Source organism: Eisenbergiella porci (assembly GCF_009696275.1).
Taxonomy (GTDB): Bacteria; Bacillota; Clostridia; order Lachnospirales; family Lachnospiraceae; genus Eisenbergiella; species Eisenbergiella porci.
Window position 1 is genome coordinate 86,775 of record NZ_VUMI01000004.1, and the last position, 12,999, is coordinate 99,773.

Below are 12,999 nucleotides of genomic sequence, written 5' to 3' on the forward strand. Positions count from 1 at the left end.
GGAATTTACACACAGCTTGGCCGGCAGCCCATTACCGGCCAGGCTGTTTTTAGTTTTTTTTAATCCTTTTTTCATAAACCGTTTCCTTGTAATATACGTCCTTGTGGGGTATGATACGAATAGGAAGCAAAATAAGGAGAAAAAACAGATGACAAAATCAGAATTCCTGGACGCTCTGCGGCGTGCACTGAACGGGAATATGGCGGCTGCATCCGTAGACGATAACATCAGATTTTATGACAGCTATTTTAATACAGAAGAAACAAAAGGAAGAAGTGAGGCGGAAATCCTTTCCGAGCTGGGAGATCCCAGGATTCTTGCCAGAACCCTGATAGATGCGGCTGACCGCGCAGGAGACGCCTGCGCCCACGAAGCCAACGAGACACAGTTCAGGGGCGCATCAGGCACAGGCCCCCAGGATTCCTTCAATGAAGAAACCTTTACCAGGAGAGGCGCCGGCACCGTCCATAAGGTACGCATGCCCGGCTGGCTCATAGCCATCCTTGTCCTCATGGCAGTAGCAGTGGTTATCAGCGTGGTAGGCTCCCTCATGTGGGCTATCCTCCCCTACCTCATTCCCATCATCCTGGTAATCTACATCGTAAAGCTCATCCGACGAAATTAAAAATAAAAAAATTCTTTGCATAAAAAAATGATTTTTTCAAATACTACTCCTGTAACAAAAATGAATCAGGAGGTTTACAATTATGTCTAAGAATGATTACAACCAGAACAACCAGAACAGTGAAAAGCAGAACCAGCAGAACAAGTCTGAGAATTCCAGCAGCAACAGCCAGAAGAATCAGAACCAGAACAAGAATAGCTACTCTGACTGCCACGACAGCAACAACAACAATAACAACAGCAAAAACAGCAGCAAAGAAAACAACTACTAATCAGTACACCTGAAAAGTAACCTCCGCCGCCCAAGCTCAACCGCAAAGGCCCGGCGGAGCTTAAAAACTGCAAAAAGCCGGGAAGCCCTGTGTAACCACACACCGCTTCCCGGTTTTTTATTTATTTTCCAGCCTTTTAAATCAGAGGCCTGCCACTACCCCAGGAATGAATCATTGCGCGTGGGCTGTCCGGGGTGTGCGGCATAGGGCTTTGAGGTGCGGACGGTGGGAGGGAGGGGCGCCCCTCAAAGCCCTCGCCGCGTCCCCGGACAGCCCACGCGCAATGATTCATTCCGTCCTCCCGCCACTTATGACAAAATTTCATTGACGCAGTGGAGAAATAAACGTAATATATAGCTATGAGAAAATTTGAATTGATAGCCCCATGCCACTTCGGCCTGGAGGCAGTATTAAAAAAAGAAATTATTGACCTGGGATATGACGTAACGCTGGTGGAAGACGGGAGAATCACCTTTTTCGGAGATGAGGAGGCGGTGAGCCGTGCAAATGTATTCCTGCGCAGCGCGGAGCGTATTCTGATTAAGGTGGGAAGCTTTCATGCGGAAACCTTTGAAGAGCTGTTCCGGGGAACAAGGAGCCTCCCCTGGGAGGAATTTATCCCGTCGGACGGGAAGTTCTGGGTAGCCAAGGCGGCCAGCGTGAAAAGTAAGCTGTTCAGCCCCTCGGATATCCAGTCAATTATGAAAAAGGCCATGGTGGAACGTCTGAAGGGCGTCTATCATGTGAGCTGGTTTGAAGAGGACGGCGCGCCTTTCCCTGTCCGCGTTTTCCTGATGAAGGACGAGGTGACTGTGGGACTGGATACCACAGGGGAATCCCTGCATAAGCGGGGCTACCGGAAGCTGACGGCCAAGGCTCCCATTGCGGAGAACCTGGCGGCATCGCTGATTATGCTCACCCCCTGGAGAGGGGACCGGATTCTGGTGGATCCCTTCTGCGGAAGCGGCACCTTTCCCATCGAGGCGGCCATGATGGCGGCTTCCATGGCACCCGGCATGAACCGCAGCTTTACCGCTGAGGAATGGCCTTCGGTGGTGGGAAAGCGGAACTGGTACGATGCCGTGGATGAGGCTCAGGAAATGGTGGATCTGCAGATCGAAACCGATATCCAGGGCTACGATATTGATGACGCCATGGTTTCCATTGCCAGGGAAAACGCTAAGCTGGCTGGAGTGGACAAGCTGATCCATTTCCAGCGCCGCCCGTTATCCCAGCTGAGCCATCCGAAGAAGTACGGCTTCCTCATTACCAACCCGCCTTACGGCGAGCGCCTTGAGGAAAAGTCGGCGCTTCCCGCTCTCTATAAAGAACTGGGGGCACGGTATGCAGCGCTGGATTCCTGGTCCATGTATCTGATTACCGCCTATGAGAATGCGGAGCGGGACATCGGCAGGAAAGCGGATAAGAACAGGAAAATTTATAATGGAATGATGAAGACCTATTTTTACCAGTATATGGGTCCAAAGCCGCCCAGGCGGCAGAATTTACCGGATGGAAGGTAAGAAGCATGAGCAGAAGAATTATTTTTGCAACGGGAAATGAAGGAAAAATGCGGGAAATCCGCATGATATTAGGAGATTTGGACATGCAGGTGCTGTCCATGAAGGAAGCGGGCATTGATATAGACATCGTGGAGGACGGAACCACCTTTGAAGAAAATGCGCTGATTAAGGCAAGGGCGGTGGCGGCCTGTGCAGGCAGGGACGACATTGTGCTGGCGGATGATTCCGGCCTGGAAATTGATTGCCTGAATGGGGAGCCCGGCATTTATTCTGCAAGATACATGGGGGAGGACACCTCCTACCGCATTAAAAATGCCAATCTCATCGGCAGGCTGGAGGGCGTCCCCAAAGAAAAAAGGACGGCCCGGTTCGTATGCGCCATTGCGGCCGTACTGCCGGAGGCGACAGAGGGAATCGTAGTAAGAGGAGTGATAGAAGGATATATCGGCTGGGAAGAGAAAGGCACCAATGGTTTTGGCTATGATCCCATCTTTTATGTGGATGAATACGGCTGCTCTACGGCAGAGCTGGACAGCGAGACGAAGAACAGCATCAGCCACAGAGGCAATGCTCTGCGCCTGATGAAGGAGCGGCTTGCCGGGATCCTGTAAGGATCCGGATACCAATGAGGAAAGAAGGTGCCATTAGATGAGGGTACTGATAATCAGCGATACTCATCGCAGAGATGACCGTTTTCTGGAGCTGATCAAACGGGTGAAGCCAATAGACATGCTCATACACTGCGGTGATTCTGAGGGAAGCGAAGACCTTTATCTGGAATATGCGGGCTGTCCGGTGGAAATCGTGTCGGGGAATAATGATTTTTTTACGGATTTGCCCCGGGAGAAGGAATTCCAGCTGGGAAAATATAAGGTGTGGCTTACGCATGGACACAACTATTATGTATCCATGGGGAATTCCATGCTGAAGGAAGAGGCGCAGGCAAGAGGCGTTGACATTGTTATGTATGGTCATACGCATAAGCCTGTCATTGATATGGAAAGGGATATCACGGCGATCAATCCCGGCAGCCTTTCCTTTCCCCGCCAGGAGGGCAGAAGGCCTTCCTATATCCTGATGGAGTTGGATAAGGACGGACAGGCCCACTATCATCTGAATTATCTGTAAAAAAACGATGTAAAAAAATTTGTAAAAAAAATTTGGAAATAGTGTTGACATAGGTCAAAAGGTATTATATAATAACTTCTGCGTCACGGCTAAGGGTGAGCAGAAAACGGGGTGTGGCTCAGCTTGGCTAGAGCGCCTGGTTTGGGACCAGGAGGTCGCAGGTTCGAATCCTGTCACCCCGATTTAAGCCAGACACCAATATGCGGGTGTAGTTCAATGGTAGAACACCAGCCTTCCAAGCTGGATACGTGGGTTCGATTCCCATCACCCGCTTACGGCGAATTACCCGCTTGCGGGAAAGGAACCGTTTGAATACGCAGTTGGCTTTCAGCCGGATTGTCCTTGGCTTTTCAGAGCGGACAAGCGTATTCTGGCAGGTTTATCTACAGATAAATCTGCAATGCATTAGTCAGAATAGCCCTGTCGCATTATTGCCAGGCGTTCCCGTAATATGTGTTCGTAGCTCAGCTGGATAGAGCAACGGCCTTCTAAGCCGTGGGTCGGGGGTTCGAATCCCTTCGAGCACGTTAGTGGTTATGAGATTTCTCATAATCCATATGGTGGGTATAGCGCAGTTGGTTAGCGCGCCAGATTGTGGCTCTGGAGGCCAAGGGTTCGAATCCCTTTATCCACCTTCTTGGGCTATCGCCAAGCGGTAAGGCACAGGACTTTGACTCCTGCATTCGCTGGTTCGAATCCAGCTAGCCCAGTTGCAGAATGCTGAAAAGGAATCTTCCTCAATGGTTCTTTTTTTTATTCTCTTTTATGGGAATGAATAATTTTTACAACACAGGGCATCTTAATTGTTGGTATGGAGCACTAGCTCAGTCGGTAGAGCACCTGACTTTTAATCAGGTTGTCGGGGGTTCGAATCCCCCGTGCTTCATTCAGAGAAAAGACCGGGAATCCGCAATATCAGTGGGTTCCCGGTCTTTTTAACATTTCTTCGGAAAAGGTAAATCCCCAAAAATATGACTCACATCCGGCTCATTTCAGGAAATGCCAAAATGACCGGAAACCGGATCACGGAATAAGGGCAGCTGCGGCGGCCGGAAGGTGAAGAGGAAGAACAGCAGCAGGTAAATAATAAGTAGAACGGCGCTGAGAAACGGCAGCACGCGGGTTTTTGTCCCGGACAGTGTTGTGGTTGTGTCACTGATTTTTTTCTCAAGCAGGGCGCTTATCAGGAAGGCGAGCAGAATTCCCAGCAGGAAGACCATGATATCCAGCGCCAGATGATTGGTGCCAAGCAATGCGGTATAGGCATAAAACAGCAGGGGAATGGCAGCCATGCCTGCGGTAAACCCGGCTGTCCTGGCGGGGAGAAAGGAAGCCGGCCTGCGTGAGGCATGAAAATAATCCCAGACAGAAAACAGCAGGCCGGGAAAGAACAGCAGCTTGATATGCTCCCACACAGATTCATTTACCGGGGCAAACAGGCCCACGATGACGGTGCTTCCCGACCATTCATAAACAAAGTGGAGCAGCGTACCCGCCGCTGCGATAAAAAGTACGCCGTAGATTTCATAACGATATTTTTTCCAGAACATGAGAATTCCTTCTTTCTCTTTTATTTCTACAGAAAGTATTCCCTGTGAGCGCAGAAACACACATTTTTTATCAAAGCAGGATGAAATTGGAAAAATGAGTAGCTTTTAACATCTCAGGTATGGTATATTGATACAGTAAAGTGTTGTAGCGTGTCTTACCTGATGAGGTAATATATATGCATAAAGGATACGTTTTTTCAAAATACGCATTGGATAAAGAATTAAAGGATATAGGAGGTCTCTGGAGCCGGATAGACTTCAGGGATTATATTATTACGCCTAAAAAGGTCTGGCTGATAAACCGCTGGTTCCAGGCGGGATGTTTTCTTCAGCAGCCTGCAAAGGGAATTAAAAGGCGGAAAAAATATGTGCGTCTCAAAGGCGGAGGCAGAATCGGTCTGACAATTTATGAGCCGGAGAATATCGGCAAGAATGCGCCCTGCCTGGTTTATTATCATGGAGGCGCTTTTGTGCTCAGGGACAGGCCGTCTACACACCGTCTGGCACAGGTTTATACAAGAGAGGTAAGGTGCAAGGTGGTGATAGTGCATTACCGGCTTGGAAAGCCTTATCCTGAGCCTGTGAAGGACTGCTACCGGGCGTTAACCTGGGTGGCGCGCAATGCGGATGCCCTGGGGATAGACAGGGAGAGGATTGCAGTGATTGGAGACAGTGCGGGAGGCGCGCTGGCGGCGGCTGTAACTTTGATTGCCAGGGACAAGAAGGGGCCGTCCATCTGTTTCCAGATGCTGATTAATCCGGTGGCGGATAAGAACATGACCTCCTGGTCCATGCGGCAGTTTGTGGACTCTCCGGGATGGAATGCGAATCTGAACCGGCAGATGTGGGATCTTTATATGAGAAAAGGGGATTATGGCAGGCCGGAATATGCCGCTCCCATGAGCGCGCCGTCGCTGAAAGGACTGCCGCCTGCTTATGTGGAAACACAGGAAATCGACTGCCTCCGGGATGAGGGAAATGCTTATGCGGACAGGCTTGCAGCGGCCGGTGTCCCTGTGGAGCTCAATGAAATCAGGGGAACCTTTAACGGCTATGATGTTTATGACAAAAATAAGTTGGTACAGCTTTCCGTTACCCGGCGCTGCCTGGTGCTGAAGCGTGCCTTTGCTAAGATTCCGCTAATAACCCGCTCATGATACGTTAAGAAAACCGGTAAACCATAGTATCCCTGCCCTGTTTATGCTATTGTGTCAATTAAGAAGATACAACGGTATACAGGAGGAAAAAATTATGTGGGATATCTGGTCTGTTTTATCAATAGTGATTATTGCGGTTGGCGTAATCGGCGGTTTTTATTATGAGAATATCAGGAAATAAGAACAGAACCGGCCTGGAAGGATCGATGTAATACGGATGCAATCATGCATCTGAGTTACATTGGTCCTTATTTTATTTGTACTATCCGGATTCTGTATATACAGGCAGATATTATGCATGTTTTTTTCGATAATAAGGAAAATATTCTTTCTATTTTTCGCAAAACAATGTAAAATATTAATAAGAATGCCGGCGGTGCGGCGGACGGGAGGAAGAAAGGGATGCAGAACGAATACAGGCTGATTGCGCTGGATATGGATGGAACACTGCTGAATTCCAGACACGAGATCACGCCACGGGCAAAACGGGCGATAGAGAAGATTCTGACGCGGGGAAAACAGGTTGTTTTTTCTACCGGAAGATGTATTGGTGAGATGGAAACCTATCTGGAGGCTTTTCCGGGTATGCGGTATCTGATTTGTGAGAGCGGAGCCTGTGTCTATGATCTGCAGGAGAAAAAAAATATAGCCAGAATACCCATTTCTCCCCGTCTCGTATGCAAAATTATTTCCTGCATTAAGGATGCTGATATCATGGCTTCTTTTTTCATTGGAAACCGTTCCTTTATGGATGCGGCCTATATGAGCAGGCTGGAGGAATTCGGCCTTGGCGGCTTTGACGATGTGTTTGACCGGAGCGTTGTGCGGGTGGCGGCCCTGTTTGATTTTTACCAGGAAAATCCGCTGGAGGTGGAGAAAATCAATCTTTTTTTCAATAACAGAAAGGATCGGGCGGCGGCGCTGGCGAAAATGTCCCGGCTTCCTCTTTCCCTTGCAAGCTCCCTGGCGGGAAATCTGGAAATCAATGACCGGAATGCGAATAAAGGAGAAGGGCTCAGGATACTGTGCGGGCATCTGGGAATTCCCATGGAGCAGGTAATTGCGGTAGGGGACAACAGCAACGATTTCGGCCTGCTTCAGGCCGCCGGCCTGCCGGTGGCCGTGGGGAATGCGATTCCCGGAATCCGGGCGCTGGCCAGGATAGTTGCAGCCGACTGCGATCATGACGGAGCAGCAGCTGTGATGGAAGAATATATGCTGGCTTAAGGCGGGGAACAAGGTGCATCGGAAGGGATAAACAACAGAACAGGAACACAAAAGAGAAGACCGGGCCGTGCGGCGTCATACGCGGAATAAATGGCGCTGCCGGGCACAGGGTCTTCTTTTTTATAGGCAGAACGGCCGATGTCAGTATCCTTCTGTATTTTTATACATTTTCCCGAAACAGAGACAGTAAAAGGTATGAAAATAAAATATCGCAGCTATTTGGAAGGCCGGCATGTCCAGCTATGCAGGCCGGCGCCTTGCACTGACCATAAGAATGCGGATCGGGAGAGTAAAAATATACCGACGAAGGCGGATCAGGGCGGGGTGACAGTATCTGTAAAGAAGCTGAGACTCTGCAAAATATATAATAAATGAATTTTTTGTGCGTATTATACAGAAAAAAGTCTGTTTAAAGTCATCATAAATTGTGGAAAAAACTCATAATTATACAAAATGCATATCAAAATTTAGAAAAATAAAAATAAATATAAAAAATATACAAATACACTATTGCAATTCAAAAAATGATGTGGTAATATACAACCATAGTAATTGGAAACGTTACCGACAACGTTACCGATAACGGTTCCGGCAATTAAGCATTCAAAGAAAAGGAGAGGTAATTATGAAAAAGAAACTGATTAGTGCATTACTGAGTGTAGCAATGGTTTCTGCACTTCTGGCCGGCTGCGGATCAAGCGCAGGGACAGAGAGCAGCACACCGGCACCTGCCGATACACAGCAGGCGGAGGAAAGCTCCGAAGCAGCGCCTGCATCAGAAGCGCCCGCAGCGGAAACAACCGCGGCATCAGGCGGGGAAGGAAAGGTGTATTACCTGAACTTTAAGCCCGAGCAGGCTGATGACTGGGTAGAGCTGGCCAAGACATATACGGATGAGACAGGAGTTCCGGTAACCGTGGTTACGGCAGCATCCGGCACCTATGAATCCACACTGAAGTCAGAAATGGCTAAGTCCGAAGCGCCTACCCTGTTCCAGGTTAACGGCCCTGTTGGCCTGGCATCCTGGAAGGATTACTGCTACGACCTGAAGGACAGCGATGTTTATAAGAATATTGAGAGCGATGATTACGTGCTCAAGGATGGCGATTCCGTTCTTGGTATGGCATATGTAATTGAAACCTACGGCATTATTTACAATAAGGCTCTGCTGAATGATTATTTCGCACTGCCCGATGCAGAAATCAAATCCATCGATGAGCTGAATAACTTCGAAGCGCTGAAGAAGGTTGCAGACGGCATTCAGGCCCACAAGGATGACCTGGGAGTAGAAGGTGCATTCACCTCAGCCGGCTTTGATGCTTCCTCAGACTGGAGATTCAAGACACACCTTGCCAACCTTCCCGTTTATTATGAGTACAAGGCTGACGGAATTACCTCCACGGATGCAATCAAGGGAACCTATCTGGACAATTACAAACAGATTTTTGACCTTTATATTACAGACGCTACCTGTGAACCCAGCCTCCTTTCCGGTAAGACCGGCGAAGATGCAGCTTCCGAATTCGCACTTGGCGAAGCAGTGTTCTATCAGAACGGTACATGGGCTTACAACGATATTAAAGACAACGAAGTAGCAGATGAAGATCTGGGCATGCTTCCTATCTACATCGGCGTAGAGGGTGAAGAAAACCAGGGTCTGTGCACCGGTTCCGAGAACTACTGGTGTGTAAACAAAAATGCAGCGCCGGAGGATATCCAGGCAACACTTGATTTCCTGAACTGGGTTGTAACAAGTGATGCAGGCAGGGATGCCCTTGCAAACAAGATGGGCTTCGTTACACCTTTCAAGACCTTTGCTGATGGTTATCAGTCAACCAATCCTCTGATTCTTGCCAACGATGAGTACACAAAGGCCGGCAAGACACCTGTTTCATGGAACTTCACAACCATGCCTTCCGAAGAATGGAAGAACGGTGTGGGCAGCGCGCTTCTTGAGTACGCACAGGGCACAGGCAAATGGGATAACGTAGTAACTGCTTTCGTAGACGGCTGGAAGACCGAATACGATGCGGCAAATGCACAGTAAGTATTAAAGGTGAAGGGCGGGCGCAGGTTACCCGCCCTTTTTTGAAAAATGTAACTGTGAAAATACGGAACAGCTGCAAAAAAGAAAGGAAAGAAAATGGCAAAAGCAATAAAAAGATACTGGCCGATTTTTGTGCTCCCTACATTTCTTGCTTTTATCCTGGGATTCATAGCGCCGTTTATTATGGGTATCTATCTGTCCTTCTGCAAGTTCACTACCGTAACGGACGCCAAATTTATCGGCTTTTCCAATTACCTCAAAATTTTTACGGATCCCTCCTTCGTCCATGCGCTCTGGTATACGGCCCTGTTTACCGTAGTATCGGTGATCCTGATCAATGTACTGGCTTTTACGGTGGCATTGCTTCTGACGAAGGGCTTTAAGGGAACCAATATTTTCAGAACAGTTTTTTTCATGCCGAACCTGATCGGCGGCATCATTCTGGGCTACATCTGGCAGCTACTCTTAAACGGCATCCTGCTGTATTTTAACAGGACGCTGACCTATTCCTCAACCTATGGCTTCTGGGGGCTGATCGTACTGATGTGCTGGCAGCAGATTGGTTATATGATGATTATCTATATTGCCGGTATCCAGAATATTTCAGGAGATTTGATTGAAGCGGCAAAAATCGACGGAGCCAATGCCAGGCAGATTCTTAGGAATGTAACGATTCCCATGGTTATGCCTTCCATTACTATATGCACCTTCCTGACGCTTACCAACTCCTTTAAGCTGTTTGACCAGAACCTGGCGCTGACCAACGGGGAGCCTTCAAAGATGTCGGAAATGCTGGCGCTGAATATTTACAATACCTTCTACGGCCGGACCGGCTGGGAGGGCGTAGGCCAGGCGAAGGCGGTGGTATTCTTTATTCTGGTAGCCATCATTGCGCTGGCGCAGAATAAGATCACCCGCAGGAAGGAGGTACAGCAGTAATGAATGCAAGAAAAGCAAAACACGGCGGAATCCTTACCTTTGTTTTTATGCTGATTTCTTTGATTTATGTATTTCCAATTGTGCTGGTGCTCATCAACTCTTTTAAGAAAAAGGCCTATATCAGCAGAAAGCCCTTTGCCATTCCCACGGGAAAGATGTATGTGGGACTGGAAAACTATGTGAACGGCATTAAGAAAACAGGCTTTATCGACGCCTTCTGGACATCTCTTTTCATTACGGTTCTTTCGGTGGCGGTTATCATCATCTGCACCTCCATGTGCGCATGGTATATTTCCCGGGTAAAAAATAAATTTACCACAGCGCTGTATTTCCTTTGCCTGTTTTCCATGATTGTGCCCTTCCAGATGGTAATGTTTACACTGTCCAAGCTGGCGGATATGATGCATCTTGGAAATCCGCTGGGCATTGTGGTGGTTTACCTGGGCTTCGGCGCCGGGCTGTCGGTATTCATGTTCTGCGGCTTTGTGAAAAGCATTCCCCTGGAAATAGAAGAGGCGGCCATGATTGACGGCTGTACGCCCCTGCAGACCTTTTTCCGGATTGTTATGCCGATTCTGAAGCCCACCTGTATTACGGTTGCCATACTGCAGGCCATGTGGATATGGAACGATTACCTGCTTCCGTACCTGGTGCTGGATATGACAAAGTACAAGACAATTCCTATTGCCGTCCAGTATCTGAGAGGCGGCTACGGCTCCATTGATATGGGAGCCATGATGGGCGTCCTGGTGTTAGCCATCATTCCCATCATCATATTTTACCTGGCGTGCCAGAGATATATCATTGAGGGTGTTGTTGCCGGAGCGGTGAAAGGATAGAGTAACAGTCCGGCCAAAGGCTGAGCTGTTGCAGGATAAGTGCCGCGACAAAAGGATACGGTTGACTTACACCACATTTGTCCTTTAAAATAAAGTGGCAGTTCAGGACGTCCTGAATTGTTGCAAAATAAATCAGGGTTTCCTGTCGGAATCCGTAGAAAATACCTGCTTGAGCGGGGGACGGGTGTTTGAATATGAGGATAGAAGAAGATGTGGAAGAGATCACAATCAAGGATATTGCCAGAATCTGCAAGGTAGGAGTCAGCACGGTATCCAGAGCCATCAATAACCATCCGGACATCAATCCGGAAACGAAGAAAATGATTATGGACACCATTCAGAAGTACGGCTACATTCCCAACAACAGCGCCAGAAATCTGAAGCGTACGGACGGAAAGTGCGTGGCGGTGCTGGTTAAGGGAATTACCAATCCTTTTTTTGCGGATGCCATACAGATAATGGAAGATGAAATAAAGAAGAAAAAATATTCCATGGTAATCAGGCATGTGGAATTCAATGAGGATGAAGTGGATGTGGCCCTGGAGCTGGTGAAGGAAAAACGCCTGGCGGGAATTATTTTCCTGGGCGGATATTTTTCCCACTCCGAGGAGAAGCTGCATAAGCTGCGTATCCCTTTCATCCTGTCCACTGTAGGCTGCGCGCCTGACGGAATGCATCATGACAATTACTCCTCCCTTTCGGTGGACGATGAGAAGGAAGGTTACAGGATGACGGATTTCCTCATCCGTCAGGGACATGAGAAAATCGCCATACTCGCCGCCCAGCCCAATGATGCGAGTATCGGCAGGATGCGTCTGAACGGTTACCGTAAGGCCCTTAAGGACCACGGAATCAAGCCGGACGAGGATTTGATCCGACACATGCGTCCGGAAATCAAATCCTACTCCATGGAAAGCGGTTATGTCCTCACCAGGGAGCTGCTGGATTCCGGAAAAGAGTTTACTGCCATTTTCGCTCTTTCGGATACCATGGCCGTGGGAGCCTGCAGGGCCATTGTGGAAGCGGGCAAAAAGGTGCCGGAGGACTATTCGGTGGCCGGCTTCGACGGCATTGAGCTGTGCAGCTATTATAATCCGACGCTGACCACCATCCGCCAGCCGATACAGCATATCGCGGAGGCCTCTGTGAAGCTTCTGTTTGATATCCTGGCCGGGAGGAGCGGGCATCAGCATAAGGTGTTCGCCGGAGAGCTGCTGGAGCAGGAATCGACCGCAAAAAGATAATAACAAGGCACAGCATATTCCGGTTTGGTTTAGGAAGATGCTGTGCCTTGTTTTCTTCCTCCGCCGACTCTTTTACTGTTGCTTTCCTAATATTCCCTGCTGGCAGTGGAGAGATATTTTTTGGAGGTTCCATTTTCCTGATTAATGGAAATCAGACCGCCGCGGATCTCTTCCACTTCACCTCCGTGCTCTAATGCCAGATGGCTGTCGAAGTATTCAAGTTCTGGTAAGGGATTCACTATTTTGTAGGAAAATCTATCAACAGTGCCGTTGACCTGGATTTCATATCCGCTGATTATCACACTGACGCCTCTGCTTTGATCATCATAAGGAACATACTCACCCTGTAGTTTTTGGACAAAATTATATTCCCGTTTCTGCTCCCGATCCAGGTCAAAGAAATTTGACAGTACTTTAATCATATAAGTCCCCATTTTTGTTCATTCCCT

General features: G+C 48.5%; 13 protein-coding genes and 6 tRNA genes. 17 read left to right on the top strand and 2 right to left on the bottom strand.

Annotation, left to right across the window (positions count from 1 at the left end):
- Window positions 1–148: 148 nt before the first annotated feature.
- The 11 genes from FYJ45_RS03570 (at window position 149) to FYJ45_RS03620 (ending at window position 4,433) form a co-directional block, all read left to right on the top strand.
- A complete protein-coding gene (locus FYJ45_RS03570) occupies window positions 149–625 on the top strand; it encodes a DUF1700 domain-containing protein (protein WP_154463519.1) in 477 nt (158 codons plus the stop codon).
- Between the two features lie 82 nt (window positions 626–707).
- On the top strand, window positions 708–896 hold the full coding sequence (locus tag FYJ45_RS03575) for a hypothetical protein (protein WP_154463520.1): 189 nt from the start codon (window positions 708–710) through the stop codon (window positions 894–896).
- Between the two features lie 359 nt (window positions 897–1,255).
- The gene (locus FYJ45_RS03580; RefSeq protein ID WP_154463521.1) at window positions 1,256–2,419 is read left to right on the top strand and encodes a THUMP domain-containing class I SAM-dependent RNA methyltransferase; all 1,164 of its coding nucleotides are present in this window, start codon (window positions 1,256–1,258) and stop codon (window positions 2,417–2,419) included.
- A 5-nt stretch (window positions 2,420–2,424) separates the two neighbouring features.
- The gene (locus tag FYJ45_RS03585) at window positions 2,425–3,030 is read left to right on the top strand and encodes an XTP/dITP diphosphatase (RefSeq protein ID WP_154463522.1); all 606 of its coding nucleotides are present in this window, start codon (window positions 2,425–2,427) and stop codon (window positions 3,028–3,030) included.
- Between the two features lie 37 nt (window positions 3,031–3,067).
- On the top strand, window positions 3,068–3,547 hold the full coding sequence (locus tag FYJ45_RS03590) for a metallophosphoesterase family protein (protein ID WP_154463523.1): 480 nt from the start codon (window positions 3,068–3,070) through the stop codon (window positions 3,545–3,547).
- 107 nt (window positions 3,548–3,654) lie between these two features.
- Window positions 3,655–3,729, top strand: a tRNA-Pro gene (locus FYJ45_RS03595).
- A gap of 20 nt (window positions 3,730–3,749) precedes the next feature.
- Window positions 3,750–3,820, top strand: a tRNA-Gly gene (locus FYJ45_RS03600).
- Between the two features lie 180 nt (window positions 3,821–4,000).
- Window positions 4,001–4,074 (top strand) — tRNA-Arg (locus FYJ45_RS03605).
- Window positions 4,075–4,107: 33 nt separating this feature from the next.
- Window positions 4,108–4,181: transfer RNA gene (locus FYJ45_RS03610), tRNA-His, on the top strand.
- Between the two features lie 4 nt (window positions 4,182–4,185).
- Window positions 4,186–4,257 (top strand) — tRNA-Gln (locus FYJ45_RS03615).
- 103 nt (window positions 4,258–4,360) lie between these two features.
- Window positions 4,361–4,433 (top strand) — tRNA-Lys (locus FYJ45_RS03620).
- A 106-nt stretch (window positions 4,434–4,539) separates the two neighbouring features.
- On the opposite strand, the gene FYJ45_RS03625 is transcribed toward FYJ45_RS03620, so the two are convergent.
- A complete protein-coding gene (locus FYJ45_RS03625) occupies window positions 4,540–5,097 on the bottom strand; it encodes a DUF6512 family protein (RefSeq protein ID WP_154463524.1) in 558 nt (185 codons plus the stop codon).
- 176 nt (window positions 5,098–5,273) lie between these two features.
- Between FYJ45_RS03625 and FYJ45_RS03630 the strand changes: the two genes are divergently transcribed.
- The 6 genes from FYJ45_RS03630 to FYJ45_RS03655 all read left to right on the top strand — a co-directional run bounded on the left by FYJ45_RS03630 (window position 5,274) and on the right by FYJ45_RS03655 (window position 12,550).
- Window positions 5,274–6,254: an alpha/beta hydrolase gene (locus tag FYJ45_RS03630; protein WP_154463525.1), complete on the top strand. Its 981-nt coding sequence runs from the start codon at window positions 5,274–5,276 to the stop codon at window positions 6,252–6,254.
- Between the two features lie 402 nt (window positions 6,255–6,656).
- Window positions 6,657–7,481: a Cof-type HAD-IIB family hydrolase gene (locus FYJ45_RS03635; RefSeq protein ID WP_154463526.1), complete on the top strand. Its 825-nt coding sequence runs from the start codon at window positions 6,657–6,659 to the stop codon at window positions 7,479–7,481.
- Between the two features lie 625 nt (window positions 7,482–8,106).
- On the top strand, window positions 8,107–9,528 hold the full coding sequence (locus tag FYJ45_RS03640; RefSeq protein ID WP_154463527.1) for an ABC transporter substrate-binding protein: 1,422 nt from the start codon (window positions 8,107–8,109) through the stop codon (window positions 9,526–9,528).
- A 96-nt stretch (window positions 9,529–9,624) separates the two neighbouring features.
- Window positions 9,625–10,467, top strand: a complete 843-nt coding sequence (locus FYJ45_RS03645) for a carbohydrate ABC transporter permease (protein WP_021635418.1) — start codon at window positions 9,625–9,627, stop codon at window positions 10,465–10,467.
- Window positions 10,467–11,306 carry a carbohydrate ABC transporter permease gene (locus FYJ45_RS03650; RefSeq protein ID WP_154463528.1) on the top strand — a complete coding sequence of 280 codons (840 nt, stop codon included), beginning with the start codon at window positions 10,467–10,469 and terminating at the stop codon, window positions 11,304–11,306. The genes FYJ45_RS03645 and FYJ45_RS03650 overlap by 1 nt, the downstream gene beginning before the upstream one ends.
- Window positions 11,307–11,500: 194 nt before the next feature.
- Entirely contained in the window at window positions 11,501–12,550 is a 1,050-nt protein-coding gene (locus FYJ45_RS03655; protein ID WP_154463529.1) for a LacI family DNA-binding transcriptional regulator, read from the top strand.
- 86 nt (window positions 12,551–12,636) lie between these two features.
- Here FYJ45_RS03655 and FYJ45_RS03660 read toward each other — a convergent pair whose 3' ends face one another.
- On the bottom strand, window positions 12,637–12,972 hold the full coding sequence (locus FYJ45_RS03660; RefSeq protein ID WP_154463530.1) for a hypothetical protein: 336 nt from the start codon (window positions 12,970–12,972) through the stop codon (window positions 12,637–12,639).
- Window positions 12,973–12,999: the final 27 nt, after the last annotated feature.